The 19,397-nt window shown below is 42.3% G+C and carries 15 protein-coding genes; 10 read left to right on the top strand and 5 right to left on the bottom strand.

Going from position 1 to position 19,397, the window contains the following annotated elements:
* Positions 1-284: 284 nt before the first annotated feature.
* The 3 genes from FTV41_RS01470 to FTV41_RS01460 all read left to right on the top strand — a co-directional run bounded on the left by FTV41_RS01470 (position 285) and on the right by FTV41_RS01460 (position 3,526).
* The gene (locus tag FTV41_RS01470) at positions 285-1,451 is read left to right on the top strand and encodes an acyl-CoA desaturase (protein WP_104852484.1); all 1,167 of its coding nucleotides are present in this window, start codon (positions 285-287) and stop codon (positions 1,449-1,451) included.
* Positions 1,452-1,575: 124 nt separating this feature from the next.
* Positions 1,576-3,021 carry a YdiU family protein gene (locus tag FTV41_RS01465; RefSeq protein ID WP_179995985.1) on the top strand — a complete coding sequence of 482 codons (1,446 nt, stop codon included), beginning with the start codon at positions 1,576-1,578 and terminating at the stop codon, positions 3,019-3,021.
* A 127-nt stretch (positions 3,022-3,148) separates the two neighbouring features.
* Complete coding sequence (locus tag FTV41_RS01460) at positions 3,149-3,526, top strand: MmcQ/YjbR family DNA-binding protein (protein WP_179988698.1); 378 nt, start codon at positions 3,149-3,151, stop codon at positions 3,524-3,526.
* A 111-nt stretch (positions 3,527-3,637) separates the two neighbouring features.
* On the opposite strand, the gene FTV41_RS01455 is transcribed toward FTV41_RS01460, so the two are convergent.
* Both FTV41_RS01455 and baeS read right to left on the bottom strand, forming a co-directional pair.
* Complete coding sequence (locus tag FTV41_RS01455; protein WP_179995984.1) at positions 3,638-4,324, bottom strand: response regulator; 687 nt, start codon at positions 4,322-4,324, stop codon at positions 3,638-3,640.
* Positions 4,325-4,344: 20 nt separating this feature from the next.
* Positions 4,345-6,000, bottom strand: a complete 1,656-nt coding sequence (baeS, locus tag FTV41_RS01450) for a sensor histidine kinase efflux regulator BaeS (RefSeq protein WP_179995983.1) — start codon at positions 5,998-6,000, stop codon at positions 4,345-4,347.
* A 135-nt stretch (positions 6,001-6,135) separates the two neighbouring features.
* On the opposite strand from baeS, the gene FTV41_RS01445 reads away from it, so the two are divergent.
* The 4 genes from FTV41_RS01445 to FTV41_RS01430 all read left to right on the top strand — a co-directional run bounded on the left by FTV41_RS01445 (position 6,136) and on the right by FTV41_RS01430 (position 11,552).
* On the top strand, positions 6,136-6,762 hold the full coding sequence (locus FTV41_RS01445; protein WP_179989978.1) for a hypothetical protein: 627 nt from the start codon (positions 6,136-6,138) through the stop codon (positions 6,760-6,762).
* A gap of 338 nt (positions 6,763-7,100) precedes the next feature.
* On the top strand, positions 7,101-8,903 hold the full coding sequence (locus FTV41_RS01440) for an acyl-CoA dehydrogenase C-terminal domain-containing protein (RefSeq protein WP_131260791.1): 1,803 nt from the start codon (positions 7,101-7,103) through the stop codon (positions 8,901-8,903).
* A 219-nt stretch (positions 8,904-9,122) separates the two neighbouring features.
* A complete protein-coding gene (locus tag FTV41_RS01435; RefSeq protein WP_179995982.1) occupies positions 9,123-10,904 on the top strand; it encodes an acyl-CoA dehydrogenase C-terminal domain-containing protein in 1,782 nt (593 codons plus the stop codon).
* Between the two features lie 138 nt (positions 10,905-11,042).
* Positions 11,043-11,552, top strand: a complete 510-nt coding sequence (locus tag FTV41_RS01430) for a phosphate-starvation-inducible protein PsiE (RefSeq protein ID WP_179995981.1) — start codon at positions 11,043-11,045, stop codon at positions 11,550-11,552.
* A gap of 78 nt (positions 11,553-11,630) precedes the next feature.
* On the opposite strand, the gene FTV41_RS01425 is transcribed toward FTV41_RS01430, so the two are convergent.
* Positions 11,631-12,101 carry an RcnB family protein gene (locus FTV41_RS01425; RefSeq protein WP_179995980.1) on the bottom strand — a complete coding sequence of 157 codons (471 nt, stop codon included), beginning with the start codon at positions 12,099-12,101 and terminating at the stop codon, positions 11,631-11,633.
* Positions 12,102-12,280: 179 nt separating this feature from the next.
* On the opposite strand from FTV41_RS01425, the gene FTV41_RS01420 reads away from it, so the two are divergent.
* Positions 12,281-12,733 carry a hypothetical protein gene (locus FTV41_RS01420; protein WP_004975032.1) on the top strand — a complete coding sequence of 151 codons (453 nt, stop codon included), beginning with the start codon at positions 12,281-12,283 and terminating at the stop codon, positions 12,731-12,733.
* A gap of 68 nt (positions 12,734-12,801) precedes the next feature.
* Here FTV41_RS01420 and FTV41_RS01415 read toward each other — a convergent pair whose 3' ends face one another.
* A complete protein-coding gene (locus FTV41_RS01415; RefSeq protein ID WP_179995979.1) occupies positions 12,802-14,265 on the bottom strand; it encodes a phospholipase D family protein in 1,464 nt (487 codons plus the stop codon).
* Between the two features lie 105 nt (positions 14,266-14,370).
* Complete coding sequence (znuD, locus tag FTV41_RS01410; RefSeq protein ID WP_179995978.1) at positions 14,371-16,500, bottom strand: zinc piracy TonB-dependent receptor ZnuD; 2,130 nt, start codon at positions 16,498-16,500, stop codon at positions 14,371-14,373.
* Positions 16,501-16,642: 142 nt separating this feature from the next.
* Here znuD and FTV41_RS01405 point away from each other — a divergent pair, with 142 nt between their 5' ends.
* Together FTV41_RS01405 and aspS are read left to right on the top strand one after the other, a co-directional pair.
* Positions 16,643-17,407, top strand: coding sequence for a DUF4184 family protein (locus FTV41_RS01405; RefSeq protein WP_168418557.1), 765 nt, complete (start codon positions 16,643-16,645; stop codon positions 17,405-17,407).
* A 193-nt stretch (positions 17,408-17,600) separates the two neighbouring features.
* Positions 17,601-19,385 carry an aspartate--tRNA ligase gene (gene aspS, locus FTV41_RS01400; RefSeq protein ID WP_179995977.1) on the top strand — a complete coding sequence of 595 codons (1,785 nt, stop codon included), beginning with the start codon at positions 17,601-17,603 and terminating at the stop codon, positions 19,383-19,385.
* Positions 19,386-19,397 lie beyond the last annotated feature (12 nt).

Here is a 19,397-nt window from a genome sequence, read left to right as displayed (position 1 = left end):
AACCTTAAGTATTTTGATGAATAAATAAATGATTTATCGTGCTTGTTTGGCTACCGTATATCATATTTCCGTAAAATCTCGCAGATACCATTATATTCTGTTACCACCCAGTACAATACAACTGTACAATAATGCTGTGATCGTGAATACGCTCATGCTAATATGCGAAAAAATTAATCCCTAAAAAATTTAATACTATGATTTCAATCTATAGATCGGTCATAGCGTTATAACGGATTAAGCGTCCATTTATACCTCCCAAGGTTCTAGGAGTGCTGTTGGAGATGAATGCTCCCTTACCCAAAGCCCCAATCAACTGGATTGCCATCTTTGCACTAGTTTTCTTACCTATTGTTGCAGTGATCGCGATTCCTTGGTATGCCTATCACCATGATTTTAGCTTAGCCGCTTGGATCAGCATGTTTGTATTACTTGGCGTAAGTAGCTTGGGTATTACAGCAGGTTATCACCGTTTATGGGCACACCGTGCTTATGAAGCTACCCTTCCCTTGAAAATCATTTTAATGATTATGGGAACATTTGCCGTTCAGAACAGTATTTTGTTCTGGGGTTCAGGTCACCGTACCCATCACCGCCATGTCGATGATGTCGAAAAAGACCCGTATTCAATTAATAATGGTTTCTGGTTTGCGCACATGGGCTGGATGTTACGCGACTATCCTGCCGCAGAGCCAAACTTTAAAAATGCGCCAGACTTGTTAAATGACAAACTGGTGATGTTCCAACACAAATACTATATTCCGCTCGTAATTGCAGTTCACGTTGGCATTTTGGTGCCAATTGGTTGGGCTGTGGGCGATATGTGGGGCGTGTTGTTATTGGGCGGTTTAATGCGTCTGATTTTAAGCCACCATGTTACCTTCTTTATTAACTCGCTGTGCCACATGTGGGGTTCGCGTCCGTATACTGACGAAAACACCGCGCGTGATAACTTCTGGTTAGCAATTGCCACTTGGGGCGAGGGCTATCATAACTATCACCATATTTTCCAGTACGATTATCGTAATGGCGTAAAATGGTGGCAATATGACCCAACCAAATGGTTAATTTGGACATGCTCAAAGTTGGGCTTAGCGAAAAACTTGCGTCGTATTCCAAGCTTTAATATTAAAAAAGCAGAATTGGCGATGCGTTTTAAATATGCAGAGCAAGACTTGGCAGTTTATGGTCACAATGTAAATGATGACATTGGTCAAGTTAAAAGCCGTCTTGCGCAAGAATATGATGCCTTTACCCAAACCCTGAACGATTGGGCAAAGTTAAAAGAGCAAGAAATTCAGGCGAAAAAAGCGTCTGTAGCTGAAAAAATTCACCAAATGGATGACAAATTAAAAGTTGAATTCCAGTTGGTTGAACAGCGTCTTTCACACCATCGTGAAACATTGAACTTGCTGATGCGTAACCTAAAAAAGAACCCTGTATCTGAATAAACCTCTGTTCTGATGCACTGCGAAAGCCCTGACCTGTTCAGGGCTTTCTGCATTGTTAGGCTACAGTTTTTAAAGTCCAAGTTTGCTATAGTGAAACTCACTTTGTGCCAAGCGCTTCATCATCATGCAATTTAATCCACGTTATCCGACCCTGCCCGCCCGTCTTTATCACATGCAGCAGCCTTTACCTTTAAAAGGTGCAAAAGCAGGACACTTTAATGCTGCATTGGCAAAAGAACTGCAATGGACAGCAGAGGAACAACAACAATGGGTTGAAATTTGCAGCGGACAAACCACGTTTAAAGAATTTCCTGCTTTGGCAATGGTCTATGCGGGACATCAATTTGGTCAGTGGGCAGGTCAATTGGGCGATGGACGCGGTTTACTTATTGCGCAAGTTTTGGACACACAACAACGTACAATTGATCTTCATTTAAAAGGTGCAGGTGCAACGCTTTATTCACGTATGGGGGATGGACGTGCCGTGTTACGTTCAGTGATTCGTGAATATTTGGCAGGTCATGCTTTAAATGCGCTGGGTGTGCCATCAAGCAATGCAGTTGGATTTACCTCATCTACTCAAGGCGTACAACGTGAAAAATTAGAACTTGGCGCAATGCTATTACGCACATCAGACTGTCATATTCGTTTGGGACATTTTGAATGGATCAATCAGTATCAACCTGAATTACTGCCTGAATTTGTGCAAAAGTGTATCGAATGGCACTATCATGAATGCTTGGCAACCGAACAGCCGATACTCGCTTTTGCTACGAAAGTCATTCAACGTACCGCTGTCATGATTGCAAAGTGGCAACTGGTCGGTTTTGCGCATGGCGTGATGAACACCGACAATTTAAATATCACAGGTTCAACACTCGATTTCGGTCCTTATGGCTTTATGGAGCGTTTTCGTCCCAATTGGATCAACAATCATTCGGACTATCAAGGACGTTATACCTACCAACAACAACCCAGCGTAGCACACTGGAATTTATGGGTCTGGTTAAATAATTTAATTCCACTTGAGCAAAACCCAGATCAGAAAGAACACTGGAAACAAGCACTGGCAGCATGCTTAGAACATTTTGAACCCACTTTTTTGGAGCATTATAAACTCGGTTTATGTGAAAAAATGGGACTGCCAAGCTTCCATAAAGACAGTTTTGACTGCGCAACCAACTTCTTACGTATTTTGCAAAGTGAGCAACTGGATTACACCCAAAGTTTTATCCGTCTACAAAATAAACAATACACAGAAATATTGGATGATTGTTTGGATCGTCGTCAGTGGGAAAGCTTTTTGGCGCAGTATTTACAGATTCGTGAATATCAAGACACCGATGATTTAGATGCTGCAATGCAACAGGTAAACCCTCACTATATTTTGCGCAATCACATGGCACAAAAGGCGATTGAGCAAGCAGAGCGTGATGATTTTTCAGAAGTTGAGCGTTTATTTAACTTGCTCAGCCAACCCTATATTCAGCAAACAGCATTGGAAAAACCTGAAGATTTAGCGCCTTTGCCAAGTGATGTGCCAGAAGTGATGGTGAGTTGTTCATCTTAATATCAATGCACTCGCCAAAGGACGTTTAGAATTCCAACAAAGTTATACACATTTTCTGTGGAAAAAGCTGTGGTTATCCACAGGATAAACTTTTCGGGGAAAATAAGTGGCACAAACACCGTCATCTATGCATCAAATCGCAGCAAGGGTTGCAACACAATTGCCTGCGGTTAGCCTGAGCGAACCTTTTGGTGATGGCTGCTTGGTGCATAAAATTTTCGATAAAGTATTTATGCTGAGTCTGTATTTAAATGGTCATGCCATCATCAATCTAAAAGTTAAACCTGAGCATGGTGCGATGTTACGTGATTTTTATCCTTATATTCGTGCGGGCTGGCACATGAATAAACAACATTGGATTTCAATTTTTGCAGATGACAATTTAGATGAGCAATTGGTGCAAGATTTGGTCTTAAACTCCTATGAACTGGTAGTCGCAAAATTAAGGAAAGCGGAAAGACAAAGGGTTGAGCTTTTAAGAAGTGCAATGCCCTTCAACCAATAAAATCTGTGATTTTTTTTAAGGATATTCACCGATTCATTTTTAACCTTCCAAAATGGAAAGGAAACAGCCAAAGCGAACCCTCCCTGATTCGCTTTTTTCTACAGCTAAGGCTTAATCTTCAGGATACTCAAAACGATAGCCCACACCATACACCGCCTGAATCCATTCATGACGATTTCCCGTTTCGGCAGCGTCAGAAATTTTACGGCGCAAGTTTTTAATGTGGCTATCAATTACACGATCTGCCACTTCAAAACTGTCTGGGTTAATATGGTCTAGCAACTGCGCGCGTGAATACACCTGCCCGACATGCTCTAAAAACAATTCCAATAAACGGAATTCGGTTGGGGTCAAATTCAAGGTTTTTTGTTGATACCAAATGCGCTGCTGTGCTTTATCCATACGGAATAAATCATTACTTTCTGGCTCATTTTTACGTTCCAGACGGCGCAATACTGCCTGCACACGAGCCACCAACTCTTTCGGGCTAAAAGGCTTACACACATAGTCATCTGCGCCCATGTTTAGACCTAGTACCCGATCAATTTCTTCAGTACGTGCCGTGACCATAATAATAGGCACATCGGACTGTTCACGCACTTTGCGGCAAATGGTCAAACCATCCATACGCGGAATCATCAAGTCTAAAATCATCAGGCTCGGTTTACGCTGCAAAAAGCTGTCATAGGCCTCTTGTCCATCATGAAACATACTGACTTCAAATCCAGCAGCTTCTAAATAATCTCGCACCAACTGGGCAAGTTCAATTTCATCTTCAACCAGCAAGATATGTTTCATGCACGATTCCTTAAAGTCCTTCAAGATTTGATTGTTTTAGGAAAGCTTAATTTGCAACGTAAACCACCCAATGGTGAATGTGCAAAACTTAACTCTCCGCCCAATGCTTTGGCAATTTTGACCGATAAAGCCAGACCTAAACCTGTCCCACCTGTGGCGCGTGTACGTGAATCATCGGCACGATAAAAACGCTCACCCAAACGTGCCAATTGTTCATCACTTAAACCAAACGGACTGTCATCTACATACACTGTCCATTCTGTTGCGCTTTGACCGGTGTGAATATGCACCTGCCCACCCGCTTCGGTATAACGAATACTATTACTGAGCAAGTTGAGCATAATTTGTTTAAAACGGTCTATATCCAATTGTAATTGCGTGCCTTCACCCGACACGATCAAGTCCAACTGAGCCTGCTCAAATTTCGGCTTAAAGCTTTCGATTTCCTGCTCAATCACTTGCCATGGATCAATGCTCGAGAAATAGCATTTCAGCTGCATGGCTTCGGCTTGCGCCAATTCCGATAAATCCTGTGTGAGTTTTTTCAGACTATTGACCTGATGCATCATCGCAGCCAAATGCTCTGGTGTGGCTTTGCGGATACCATCTTGCATGGCTTCAATTTGCGCCTGCAATACCGCCAATGGCGTTTTTAATTCATGCGAAGTATCAGCCACCCACTGACGACGTGAAGTTTCATGTTGATCTAAAATCACCGCCAAATGATTCAACTCGGTAGATAAATCACCCAATTCATCATTACGATTGACCGTGACCTGATGCTGATAATGCCCTTTGGTCAATTCACGTGTACCATTCAACAAACGCTGAATCGGTTTTTTAAAATAGGTCGCCAATAACAATGCAGCAATCAAGCTCGCCAAAATACTTAAAGCATAAACCAATAATAAATAACGGGTTTGCTTACTAAAAAAGTTAATACTTAAAGCATCTTCCTGATCTAACACAGGTTTTAAGCCTAAATAGCCCACGACTTTTTCATTGACCATAATTGGACGATAAGAAATTTGAGTTTCAGCAGGCTCTCCTACCACAAATTGCCGCTGGGCATCATATAAAGATAAGCGCGAACTCAAACCCAAGCGGTCAGGCATCGAAATAAATTGTTTTTTCCCTGAAGATTCTGTCGTGTTGTTTTGCCCTTCATTTTTACGATCTGAACGGAAAGCATTTTGATTGGCACTTAAAGGAAAGACCAAACCTTCAAATGGCTGAAACTGTGAAGGTAAATTCAGTTCTAACCAGCGAAGTTCTTCCGCATTGGCTTGTCGTTTGCCTGGCTCAGGCTCGACCACACTTGGGTTTACATTGGCTAAGGTAGGTTCCTGAAAATAACGCTGCTGCAAGGCAATGTCATATTGACGGCGCAACCACCACCGCGATAAACGGTCATAATCATCGGGTGCAGCCTCACCTTCAATTTGGAGAATTTGCGCCTGAATGGCGTTGCCCCAATCGTGATATACCGCATAGACTTCTGCCAAGTTTTGAGTGAGCAAGTCCAGCTTTTGCATTTCGACATCGGCCACATATTTGCTGAAGTTTCGCTGCATATTGACATGCAATACCCCCAAGCTGACCGTGGTAATCAGCAAGGTCGTCAGCAGCACTGTTAAGAACAGGCGTAATGCGATGGGTATACGGCGAATTTTCAAAAGCGCAATCTCAGCTTTTCTTATTGATTTTGAGCATTGTAACCAACAGTGCTAGAAAAAACTCTCCATTGTTTCTTCATCTTTATTATTTAATCTTAACTGAGTGAAGTTAAAAGCAGGTTGGGGAGTTTGAAGATGAAACAGATGACGAAAATCGCATTACTTGGGGCAAGTGTTTTGGGCATGGGGATTTTAACTGCATGCCAAACCAGTAATGATCTGACCGAACGACAACAAACACGTATGTTTAAACAACATTATGCTCAAGATGGACAACGCTTCAGTCCTGAACAACGCGAGCAATATCGTGCCATGCGTGCAGAACACCGCGCATTTCGTGGGCAGATGCAACAGGCTTGTGACAACAAAGCAGTAGGTACAAATCTACAATTAAAAGTAGGTGATCAAACACTCGCAGGTACCTGTACGATGCGTTTCCAGCCTGATCGCCAGTCATTTAAACAACATCGCCAATATGCGATGCAACAACACCAAGCCATGCGTGCAAAAATGCCGCGTATGCAACAACGTGGTGAAATGCTGACCGATGCGCAACGTGCTGAAATGACCAAACGGTACGATCAACGATTAGCACAACATCAAGCGCATCAAAAGGCCATGCGTGCTGCCTGTGAAGGAAAAATGCATGGACAACACGTTCAAGTGAAACTGGGCGAACTACAACTCAAGGGACAATGCTTGGTTCGTTTTCAGCCGAATCAACCTATGCAACAAATGAGAATATCACCTACTTCGCGCTAATGCATTCAGGTGAGCACACACTTACACGACTCTAAGGCACTCGATTGAGTGCCTTTTTATTTACCTTTTTATCCACTTCACTTAGACATATCTCTTTACGCTTTTTGACTATTTGTATCATTTCAAATTCAGCAAAACTGTTTACACTCAAGTAACTTAGCCATTTCAAGATAAAAATCTTTGACTTTGCAGTCACCAAGAAATGCTATGCAGATGCTTGTACCGAATTAGAAGATGTTGCACGATTACAACCATTCCAACATGGCATGTCTGAGAAGGCATGTGCTGAAATCCATTTAAAATATAACGCTGGTCAAACCAGTATTGAGGAAACCGATATGCCACAATACAAAGCGCCTTTACGTGATATGCAATTCGTTTTGCATGAATTATTAAATGCCGAAGATCACTATGCAAAATTACCTGCATTCCAAGAAAACGTAAGCCGTGAATTGGTTGACCAATATTTGGAAGCTGCAGCAGATTTCTGTGAAAATGAACTTTCTCCAATCAACCAAAGCGGTGACCGTGAAGGTTGTACTTGGAATGATGGCGTGGTGACTACACCAACGGGCTTTAAAGAAGCGTATCAAAAATATATCGAACTTGGCTTCCCGTCTCTTTCTGCTGAAGAACAATACGGCGGTCAAGGTCTACCTGTTTCTCTAGGAAACGTGATTTCAGAAATGGTCGGTACAGCAAACTGGGCATGGGGCATGTACCCAGGTCTTTCTCATGGTGCTGTACGTACTTTAGAACACCACGGTTCAGATGAACAAAAAGCAACCTATCTGCCAAAGCTTGTTTCAGGTGAGTGGACAGGTACCATGTGTTTAACCGAATCTCATGCAGGTTCTGACTTGGGTATTATCCGTACTAAAGCTGAACCTCAGGCCGACGGAAGCTATGCAATCTCGGGCGAGAAAATCTTTATCTCTGCTGGTGAACATGACATGGCAGAGAATATCGTGCACATCGTATTGGCACGTTTACCTGGTGCACCTAAAGGAACTAAAGGTATTTCTCTGTTCATCGTTCCTAAGTTCAACCTGAATGCAGATGGTTCTTTAGGGGAGCGTAATGGTGTACGTTGTGGTTCAATCGAACACAAAATGGGTATTCATGGTAACGCGACTTGCGTCATCAACTTTGATAATGCGAAAGGTTTCTTGATTGGCCCTGAAAACCGTGGTCTAAACTGCATGTTCACGTTCATGAACACTGCACGTATCGGTACAGCGGTACAAGGTCTTGCAGCATCTGAAGGTTCTTTCCAAGGTGCGTTGACTTATGCCAAAGACCGTTTAGCAATGCGCTCACTTTCTGGTCCGAAAGCTCCTGAAAAAGAAGCAGATCCAATTATTGTGCATCCTGCTGTACGCAATATGCTATTGACTCAAAAAGCGTTTGCTGAAGGTGGTCGCGCACTAGTGTATCTGTTGTCTCTACACGCAGATATCGTTGAACAAGGTGCAACTGAAGAAGAACGTAAGTTCTCTGACAACATCTTGTCTTTATTGACGCCTATTGCAAAAGCATTCTTAACTGAAACAGGTTCTGAATCTGCAAAACATGGTGTGCAAGTCTTCGGCGGTCATGGCTTCATTTCTGAGCATGGCATGGAACAAATTGTGCGTGATACACGTATTTCATGCTTGTACGAAGGTACAACTGAAATTCAAGCAATCGATTTGTTAGGTCGTAAAGTTTTGGGTACACAAGGTGCAATGTTGAAAGACTTCACCAAAATCATCCATAAATTTGCAGAAGCCAACAAAGACAACGCAGCAATGCAAGAATTTGTTGAACCGCTCGCAGCGCTCAATAAAGAATGGGGCGATTTGACCATGCAAATTGGTATGCGTGCAATGCAAAACCCTGAGGAAGTAGGTGCTGCAGCAGTAGACTACATGTACTTCTCTGGTTATGTAACACTAGCTTACCTATGGGCACGTATGGCATTGGTCGCTCAAGAAGCACTTGCAGCAGGCACAACCGATGTAGACTTCTATAATGCTAAAGTGACGACTGCACGTTTCTACTTCAAGAAAATCTTGCCACGTGTTCGCTCACACGTAGACGTGATTGCAACAGGTGTAGAGCCACTATTTGCATTAGATGCTGAACACTTTGCTTTCTAAGCGAAAATTGAAACTCGCTAAATATTGAACATATTTAGCGGGATATTCAAAATGTTGTACTCTTGAGTACAGAAATTGAGAAAGGACGGTCATAGCATTGACAGTCCTTTTTCTTTATAAATAAAGCATTCTTTCGCTTTAGTGGTCTACAACATTCACAATTGTAGATTACACTGAACTCAACGAATCAAGATTCAGACAATAAACAGGTGAACTCACATGCCAATTTATAATGCCCCACTTGCCGATATGAAATTCATCTTAAATGATGTATTCAATGCAGAACAATTCTGGCAAAACAATGAAAATCTCGCTCACCTTGATGCTGCAACGGCTGAAGCAATTTTGGAAGAAATGGCAAAATTTGCCCAAAACGTGACGCTGCCGATTAACCGTAGCGGTGATGAAGAAGGCGCGACCTATAACAATGGCGAGGTCACTACACCTGCAGGTTTTAAAGAAGCATTTAAACAATATGCCGAAGGCGGCTGGATTGGTTTAGGTGCAGATGAAGAATGGGGCGGTCAAGGCATGCCAAAAATGCTGACGGTATTGTCAGATGAAATGCTCTTTGCCACTAACCCATCATTCATGTTGTATCCACTGCTGTCTGTCGGTGCAGGTATGGCATTAAGCAGCTATGCATCACAAGAACAGAAAGAAACCTATTTACCTAAAATTTACTCAGGTGAATGGTCAGGTACCATGTGCTTGACTGAACCGCATGCAGGAACAGACTTAGGGATTATTAAAACCAAAGCAGAACCAAATGCAGATGGTACGTACAACATCACAGGGACTAAAATCTTTATTACAGGTGGTGATCACGACCTTGCGGAAAACATCATTCACTTGGTTTTAGCAAAAACACCAGACGCTCCTGCAGGTTCACGCGGTATTTCTTTATTCATCGTGCCAAAATTCTTGGTGAATGAAGATGGTTCGTTGGGTGAGCGCAACCCAGTAGGTCCAGGCTCAATCGAACACAAAATGGGCATTAAAGCCTCTGCAACATGTGTGATGAACTTTGATGGTGCCAAAGGTTACTTGGTCGGCAAAGAAAACGAAGGCTTGGCTGCCATGTTCGTAATGATGAACTACGAACGTCTGTCTATGGGAATTCAAGGTTTAGGTGCATCTGAATTTGCCTATCAAAATGCTGCGCAATATGCGACTGACCGTATTCAAGGCCGTAGTGCATCGGGCGTAAAATCACCAAACAAAGCAGCGGATAGCATTTTGGTGCATGGCGATGTGCGTCGTATGCTGCTCAATGCACGTGCCAATAACGAAGCTTCACGTGCATTTGCGGTATATGTGGGTCAACAATTGGATATCACTAAATTCTCTACCGATACAGAAGCTGTGAAAAAAGCCAATGACCGTGTTGCACTGTTAACCCCAATTGCCAAAGCCTACTTAACCGATACTGCTTTCAATGCGACACTTGATGCGCAAATGTGCTTCGGTGGTCATGGTTATATCCGTGAATGGGGTATGGAGCAATGTGTTCGTGATTTACGTATCGCCCAAATTTATGAAGGCACCAACGGCGTACAATCGCAAGACTTGATTGGTCGTAAAACCATTAAATGTAATGGCGAATTTATTGCAGAATACATTGCAGAAATCCGTGATTTCACCAATGGTTTAGATGCAGACCTCAACTTCATTAAAGATGCAACTTTAGATGCAGCGACTGAAGTTGAATCCGTGACTCAATACGTTTTAAATGCAGCCAAAGAAAATGTAGATTTCCCGAACGCAGCAGCGGTTGATTATTTACATGCGGTAGGTTTGCTCAGCTTCTCATATATGTTTGCGCGCATTGCCAATGCAGCCAAGCAAAAAGAGGGTGAGTTCTATCAAAACAAATTGTCATTGGCACTGTACTTTGTACAACGTATTTTGCCAGAACTGACTTTACGCATTACCAAAGTGAAAGCGGGTGCAGAAGTGGTGATGAACTTCAGCGAAGATTACTTCACTAACCAGTCTTAATTAATACATTATCGCAAAAACGCCTGAATCATCAGGCGTTTTTTTGTACTAAATTTTATATCCCTATTCTAATTTGTGCATGAAATTTGCATCACCTTTGTTGAAGTCTGAATATCCATACTCAAACAGGAGGTGAAAATGGCAGTACGTCGTTCAAAAATAGATAAAAATATTCAAGCAGTTGAAAGCCTATTAGACAAATATGGCAATTGGGCTGTAGAAAGTTTTCATTATCTTGCGCTCTTTATCATTGGCTGTATGGTCATTTGGTCTGCTGGACATACGGTAATTGATATTTTCACCATCAAACAATATGCCACTATTGATGACATCTTATTGCTTTTTATCTATTTAGAACTAGGTGCAATGGTGGGTATTTATTTTAAAACCAATCACATGCCTGTGCGTTTTTTAATTTATATTGCCATTACCGCACTAACCCGTTTGCTAATTTCAGATATTCAACACGACCATAAAGCTGACCTCGACTTAGTGATTATTACTGGTTCAATTTTAATTTTAGCCGCTGCAATTTTAGTGGTGCGTTTTGCATCTTGGCATTACCCTTCCGTTATTCGAGACAATCACAGTGAAAAGCCTTTAGCACAAGGCAAAACCCCTCGCCCAGAAGATGATGAATTGGCGTAAAAATCTAAAATAGGTCAAAAAAATGCTTCTAGATACTCAATATCTAGAAGCATTGATGTCTATGATTTCACTTTTTTCTCAACGATTTGCCACCAACACATAACGCCCATGTTCAAAAATCCAGTACATACCTCGTGGCGGAGCGGGTAAACCCAAGTGCTGCCAGTCGGTCACCACACGATAGGTCGAACTTTCAATATGTGCGCTACTTGGCTCACCATTTACCCAACTGTAACTTTGGTGGTTATATTGCACAGTACTTGGCGCATTGTATTGAATATTGATGCCACTACGAATCGTGGGCTGCCCCCACTGCGGCACAGGTCGTTGATGGTATGGATAATGTGGTGAATAGGAATAGGGTTGCTGTGAATGATAAGGTCGATGCTGCGGATAAGCAGGACGATGTTGTGGCGAATAAGGACGATGCTGATCACGCTGTGTATTGACGCCTGTATATCCTGCCCAACGATTGGTTTCGGCCAAGCTCTGCATCGACACACCTAAAAATAGCATGCCACTCAATGCAGTTAAAATCGCCACTTTCATATCTAGCACTCCTATTTTCATATTTTTATTCTAAGCTCAAATTAAGGATAAATAATGAATAAAAAATCAGCAATTTTAAACTTTCGTCTCCGCAGATTTCACCGACACGGCTCGCCATTTATGAAATATCTCCAACCCCTATGCTAAGATACATTTTTTTTGAAATTGGATGAAACCTCGTGCCTGAATTAAATTTTGACCGCCTTCATCAGTTTTTCTGCAAAGTTCCGAGTGTACAGCAAGCCCGTGTAGACGCTTATGGTTCAGACGGTCAGCATGCATGGTGGTTCAAATTTCAAATTGATGTAGAACATCCGTTAGCATGGCAAACTGTGCAGGAATTGGGACATGTGCTGAATTATATTTCCAGAGATGAGCGCTTGCCGACTCAATTCTTACCTGTTTCACCGCCACCGTATATGAATGGTGAAGCCAAAGATTTTTTATCGTGGGTAATTCAATGCAACCATCCAGAATTTAGCCCAGATGTGGTTTGTGATTGGTTAGAAGCGCGTTTACCGAATCCTGTGGATGATGAAGCACAATGGAAAATCAAAACCGATATTGCCGAGTTAGATCAAATGAGTGATAAAGATTTGGATGAAATGGTGCCGCCAAATCCTGTAAAGTAATATTCGGCTCAAAAAAATCCCTCTTTCAATAAGAGGGATTTTTGAGTTCAAGGCATACAATTAAAAAATCAAAAGGTCGATAAACCACTCCATTCCATAAAGCGATACAGCGCATATTTCCACTTCGACTCATCGGCATAAACCGCATAATCCACACTCATATTTTTACCCTCAAGGTTTGACCATGCGGTATTAAAATAGTGTTGAGCATCCTGAAATACAGGGTCTTGCACCTGTCCGACCACACGCAAGTTGCTTTCTAAATTATAGTTTTTTAAATTACGTGCGGTGAAATTGGCAGAACCTAAAATCAATTCGGCCTGTGTGGCAGTCGATTTCATCAGCATTTTATTGTGGCATTGCTCGCCTTGGGTATTACACCAACGTATCTTCACCCCTGCAGCATGTAATTCTGCTGCCACTTGTCGATTTGGAATGCCATTTTTTTCACGTCCAAAGGCATCTTTATTCGGGTCCAGTAATACTCGCACTTGTACGCCACGTTGCTGTGCAGCAATCAGCGCCTGAATGATCTGTCGTTCAGACAGATAGAACATCGCCAAATCCAGATGTTCTTGCGCTTTTGTCTGCCGAATGAGTGTCAAACTGGCCTCTAAAATGGCTTGTTCAGTGATGACTTGCGCTTGAGGATAGGACGAATCTGCCTCAAACTCTCCCACAATCACCCCAGACACATTGCCTTGCGACATACGTGCTACGGCTTGTTCAGTCTGCAAAATATCAACCGCTGTATTGCCTGTGACCACTAAGGCAATATTAGAATGACGCGAACTACCATCATGCGGATTCAATGAGGTCACCAACGCTTTCCAACCTTCGGTGGTATCAACCACCATGGTTTTACGATGATTGGCTTTAAAATTGAACAGACTAAAATAACTGCGCAAGGTAATTTTATCTTGCCCGAAAGGACTTGGTAGCCAACCTTTTTCTGCATTATTTGGAATACCCTGACAGCAGAGATACCAAAAACCTGACCACAATGGATTCGATGCCCGTAAAGGCGTTAAATCGGTTTCAATCACATCAATGCCTGCTTGACGCAATTGACGATAATGCTCAGGTGCAATACCGCCATATACTGAGTTAATTGGGTCTGTAATGACCTTAATTTCAATATTTGGCTGCAGCTGACGTTTATGAATTAAAGCATCGGTGAGTTGCTGTGTCAGTGGCTGATGCTGCTGTTTAGATGTTCCCACTTCAGGATTAAACAAGAACATATCCAATACAATCGTGCTTTGTGCTGCATCAATCAGCCCTAAAATTTCATTAAAAATTTGATGCTGTTGTTGCTGAACACCTTGCGCGTCGATATAGGTCTGATCGGCAATAAATTTAATAGGCGCATGACGTAACTTTCCAGTGTAATTCAGCCCTTCGGGCAATGGTTTTAAGCTGTGGTAGGTCGCAGACGCCAAATAACCTAAAGCCAGAAAACTTATAATAAGTCCCACATACGCCCGAGGCGACCAATTCAATTTTTGATGAATTCGCTGAAAGATACGCATAACAAAAAACCTAGTCCGATGCGCTCAGACTAGGTTTAATTGTTTGGATTTTCAAGAGGATTTCTGTGTTTTCACGCAGACATCCTGCTCAAAGCAAATTGAATTTTAGAAGCCAAATTCCACGCCTACTGTAAAGTTACGACCCACTTGTGGAATATTCGACAAGAATGAGGTATGTGAATACACTTCATCATCGAGCAAGTTGTTGGCTTTAAAATACACACGGTAATCTTGTTTGTTGGCATAGTTGCCCGCATAAGCCACACCAACATTGACCATATTATAGCCTGCTGTTTCTTGCTCATAAGCAGCAATTTTGTCTTGTTTGAATACACGGTAGTATTCCGCCATACCCGACCAACCGTCGGCAAAGTTGGCATCCACCTTAGTCCCCAAACGCCCTGCAGGTACACGTGGTGCATTTTGATTGTCAATTTCACCACGCACATAATCACCAAACACACTGAGTTTATAATCTGAGCTAATCTGATACCCTAGCTTGGCTTCTGTACCATAAAACTTGGCTTTGTCTTGTTGATAATCAATTAAACGGAAAGTTTCCTTATGGTCAGTAGTCGCACCATAAATATAGTTATCAAACCAGTTATGATACACATGTAATGAATAATCGAGTTTGTCAGCTTCATAGTGCAAACCAAGTTCTAAATTATTCGACTTTTCCACATCTAAATTCGCATTCCCACGCTCATAGGTGTTGGTTGCAAAGTGGATTCCATTGGCATAAAGCTCTTGCGCCAATGGTAAACGCTGCTGATGTGAACCTGTAAGGGATAATTTATAGTTGGGTGCAAACTGCCAATTGGCTGCAGCAGAAGCAGATACACCAGTACCTGAATAATCTTTTTTATCCGAATCTGCTTTCACTTTTTGATGATCGACACGCGCACCAAGTTCCACATGTACATCACCAAATTGTTTATGCTCTAAACCAAATAAGCTGTATTTTTGTGTTTTCGTATCTGGCATAGGTACTGCTTCATGATAATGATCACCATGTTTTTCCTTCTGACCAGTCAAATCAATTTCATGCTGGCTAAACTGTGTACCAAACACACCTTCCCAGCCTGCAAGGGGGTTGTGCACCAATTCTAAACGTGCATCATAGCCTTTGCTTTTAAAGTTACTGATGACTTTATTTTCTTCTAATTCATCATGCTCATAATCTGTAAAACTGGCATGCGCACGAAGTTTATCAAAGCCTGCAAAGGGCTGATCAAGTTCGGTACGCAAATCATAACGGTGTGATTCTAGATCAACCCATGGACCGCCATGCGCATGTTCATCGTCGTCTCCCTCATGAGAAGGGCATTTAATGATATTTCGATTGTCATGATCTGGTCCACAACCATGATATTCATGACTATGCCCAGGCAAACCATATTTGTCTTGACGGTTACTGTATGACACACCTACAAAACCACGATCATGAATCCATGATCCACCAATATTCACCGTTTGGCCTTCGGCAAAGGTATTGTCTACACGGCGTTCTTTTACCAACTCTTCATGTTCATGTGTATGGGTTGAGCCATCTGGTTCAACATGTACTTCTGTATGATGATGCTCTACCCAATAATTTGGAGTGATGTAATCATTGGCTTTACGTTTTGAACCTTCAATACGCAGCGCAAACTGATCACCAATTGCTGCGGTCACACCTGCGCTGGCCAGTTTTTCATCACTGCCTGTGTTATAACGCAGACCGACTTGTCCTTCTAAACCATTATTTGGCATTTGCGTTGGAATTTTTTGGTCAGTGACATTGACCAAACCACCTACGGTACCCGCACTATAAAGTAAGGTTGATGGCCCACGAATAATTTCAACTTGCTTGGCTAAAATTGGATCTACCGTTACCGCATGGTCGGGTGAAAGTGTAGAAACATCTGCCGTTTCTGAAGCATGTTGCAGCACTTTAACACGTGGGCCATCTTGCCCACGAATGACAGGTCGGCTAGAGCCTGAACCATATTGGTTAGAATAAACACCTAGCTCATCTGCCATTGCATCACCTATAGTGGTGCTGCGCTCTGCCAACGTTTTCTGATCAATCACATGATCTGCTACAGCGAAATCTGCCGCAGTTTGTACCAAAGGATGTGCTTGTAGCTGAATCGTTTCCAGTTGTGTATTTGTAGCATCTGTATCGGCAAATGCTGCTGGACTAAGTACTGCAAAAATTGAAACTGTTATTAAATTCTTATGGAACGCCATGACCCATGCTCAAAGTAGCAAAAAATAATTATTGTTATAATATAACATTTCAATAGCATTGCAATAAAAAACATTCTCATTCCGTATTTTCAGTTAAGCTACGCCTTCAATTCTGCTGACGTTTATTCTTCTTTTTATTGGTATGCCCTTTACCTTATCTCATGCTGTACTTGCGCCACCGCTAGCTAAACTCTCTGGACAACGGCTACCCATTGCTGCACTTGCAATTGGCTGTATGCTGCCAGATTTACATCGCCTGTTTACCCTACGCCAAGACCCAACGCCACATTTATGGTCGGCCTTGTTTTATCCAAACTTATTCTTAGGCCTTATGTTCTGTGCACTTTGGTATCTGGTATATCGCCCTGCGTTATATCGTTTTGTGGGAATACACCACCCGCTAAATTTGAATCATGCAACATCAGTATTGGGCTTTATTTTAGTGACTATCTTCAGCTTATTACTGGGGAATGCCACGCATTTAATTTGGGATGGTTTAACCCATCACGACTTTCGCAGCTTTGCCTTTCAGGATTTTTTAGCACAGTCGGTGCAATGGGGCGCTCAGACTTACCCGATGCATCGAATTTTGCAAATTGGTAGTTCTATTTTAGCCCTGCCTTTTTTATTTTGGATGAGCCTGCATTATTATAAGAAGCATCGGCAAATCAAACCTGTAAGCATCAAAGTTCTGGGTTATGCAGTTGGTCTTATTACACTGTCTGTCGCTTTGGGCTGTTTCTCGCTTTGGGATTATGCACGGCATATTCCCGATGCACTTTGGCAGGAAGAACTGTATTACTTTACAGGGCGTGCCATCAATGAGTTTAGCCAAAGGGCATTACTCATGTTCAGTTTAGGTTGTCTGTTATTTTTGTTTTTGGATCGGCAAAGACAGATGAAATAAACCAAAGCTCATCACTTTATCCTGAATCTAGCTGCATTATCCTATTTCAGACACATTCCATGTAAAAACCCACTGTTTTTGCAGCAGGTTCTTGTAGCCACATGCCCAAAGAGGCATAATCCTACCTTTGCTAAAGGCGGTGCGCTGTTTACGTATTCGCTTCCTTAACCCATATAGTTGGATTTTTAACGCTATGATGCGAACTCATTATTGCGGTTCTTTAACCGAAGCTCAAATTGATCAAACCGTGACCCTGTGTGGTTGGGTACACCGTCGTCGTGACCACGGTGGTGTAATTTTCCTAGACATGCGTGACCGTGATGGTCTTGTGCAAGTCGTAATTGACCCAGATACCCCAGAAGCATTTGCAACTGCAGATAAAGCACGTTCAGAATTTGTATTAAAAATCACAGGTCGTGTACGTCGTCGCTATGCAGGCACAGAAAATGCCAATATGGTCAGTGGACAAATTGAAGTTTTAGGCAAGGAAATTGAAGTTCTTGCAGCATCTGAAACGCCTCCGTTCCCATTGAACGATGAAAATACCAACATTTCAGAAGAAATTCGTTTGAAATACCGTTTCTTGGACATCCGTCGTCCAGAAATGTTAGATCGCTTACGTTTCCGTTCCAAAGTGACCAACCTGATTCGCAACTATTTAGACGATCATGGTTTCTTGGATGTTGAAACTCCAATTTTGACACGTGCAACCCCTGAAGGCGCGCGTGACTATTTAGTGCCAAGCCGTGTATCTAACGGTAGCTTCTATGCGCTGCCACAATCTCCACAATTATTTAAACAATTGTTGATGGTGGGTGGTATTGACCGTTATTACCAAATCGCTAAATGTTTCCGTGATGAAGATTTACGCGCAGACCGTCAGCCAGAATTTACTCAAATCGACATTGAAACATCGTTCATGAGTGACGATGACATTATGGATTTGATGGAAGGCATGACCGTGAAGATGTTCGATGAACTTCTAGGCGTGAAATTCGACAAATTCCAACGTATGCCGTATTCAGAAGCAATGCGTGATTATGCGTCTGATAAACCAGACCTGCGTATTCCACTGAAATTAGTAGACGTTGCAGACTTGATGCAAGACGTTGAGTTCAAAGTATTTGCTGGCCCAGCGAAAGATCCGAAAGGTCGTATTGTTGCGCTTCGTGTTCCTGGTGCGGGTTCATTGCCACGTAGTGCAATTGATGAATACACTAAATTTGTTGGCATCTATGGTGCGAAAGGTTTGGCGTATATTAAAGTCAATGAGCTTGAAAAAGGCATCGAAGGCTTACAATCTCCAATTGTGAAATTTATTGAGCCAATCGTGCTTGATTTATTAAAACGTGTAGGCGCTGAAAATGGCGACATCGTATTCTTTGGTGCAGATAAAGCCAAAGTAGTCAACGATGCGATGGGCGCACTGCGTGTCAAAATAGGTCACGATTTGAAACTTGCAACTTGCGAATGGGCACCGCTTTGGGTGGTTGACTTCCCAATGTTTGAAGAAACAGATGATGGTAAATGGACCTCTGTGCATCACCCATTCACCTTGCCAAAATCAAGCGTTGAAGATGTAAAGAGCAACCCAGGTGAAGCTTTATCTGTTGCGTATGACATGGTATTGAACGGTACCGAAATTGGTGGTGGTTCACTGCGTATATATACTTTAGAAATGCAAAAAGCGATTTTTGAAGCTTTAGGTATTGAAGAAGAAGAAGCCGAAGAGAAATTCAGTTTCTTGTTGAATGCATTGAAATACGGTGCGCCTCCGCACGGTGGTTTGGCATTTGGTTTAGACCGTTTGGTGATGTTGATGACAGGCGCATCGTCTATTCGTGATGTGATTGCCTTCCCGAAAACCAAGACGGCTGAATGTCCATTGACTCAAGCACCTGCACCAGTTGAAGCGACTCAATTGCGTGATTTAGGTATTCGTTTACGTGAAAAACCAAAAGCAGAATCTCAAGAATAAGTTTTGAGAATG

It is taken from the genome of Acinetobacter sp. YH16051, assembly GCF_013417135.1.
In the GTDB taxonomy this organism is placed as follows: Bacteria; Pseudomonadota; Gammaproteobacteria; order Pseudomonadales; family Moraxellaceae; genus Acinetobacter; species Acinetobacter towneri.
The sequence above is the reverse complement of the archived record's forward strand: the minus strand, read 5'-3'. Positions and strand labels throughout refer to the sequence as shown.

Bases quoted from the DNA above. Each gene is read 5' to 3' on its own strand.
- FTV41_RS01470 (WP_104852484.1), top strand. From the start codon at position 285: ATGAATGCTCCCTTACCCAAAGCCCCAATCAACTGGATTGCCATCTTT.
- FTV41_RS01465 (WP_179995985.1), top strand. From the start codon at position 1,576: ATGCAATTTAATCCACGTTATCCGACCCTGCCCGCCCGTCTTTATCAC.
- FTV41_RS01460 (WP_179988698.1), top strand. From the start codon at position 3,149: ATGCATCAAATCGCAGCAAGGGTTGCAACACAATTGCCTGCGGTTAGC.
- FTV41_RS01455 (WP_179995984.1), bottom strand. From the start codon at position 4,324: ATGAAACATATCTTGCTGGTTGAAGATGAAATTGAACTTGCCCAGTTG.
- FTV41_RS01445 (WP_179989978.1), top strand. From the start codon at position 6,136: ATGAAACAGATGACGAAAATCGCATTACTTGGGGCAAGTGTTTTGGGC.
- FTV41_RS01440 (WP_131260791.1), top strand. From the start codon at position 7,101: ATGCCACAATACAAAGCGCCTTTACGTGATATGCAATTCGTTTTGCAT.
- FTV41_RS01435 (WP_179995982.1), top strand. From the start codon at position 9,123: ATGCCAATTTATAATGCCCCACTTGCCGATATGAAATTCATCTTAAAT.
- FTV41_RS01430 (WP_179995981.1), top strand. From the start codon at position 11,043: ATGGCAGTACGTCGTTCAAAAATAGATAAAAATATTCAAGCAGTTGAA.
- FTV41_RS01425 (WP_179995980.1), bottom strand. From the start codon at position 12,101: ATGAAAGTGGCGATTTTAACTGCATTGAGTGGCATGCTATTTTTAGGT.
- FTV41_RS01415 (WP_179995979.1), bottom strand. From the start codon at position 14,265: ATGCGTATCTTTCAGCGAATTCATCAAAAATTGAATTGGTCGCCTCGG.
- znuD (WP_179995978.1), bottom strand. From the start codon at position 16,500: ATGGCGTTCCATAAGAATTTAATAACAGTTTCAATTTTTGCAGTACTT.
- FTV41_RS01405 (WP_168418557.1), top strand. From the start codon at position 16,643: ATGCCCTTTACCTTATCTCATGCTGTACTTGCGCCACCGCTAGCTAAA.
- aspS (WP_179995977.1), top strand. From the start codon at position 17,601: ATGATGCGAACTCATTATTGCGGTTCTTTAACCGAAGCTCAAATTGAT.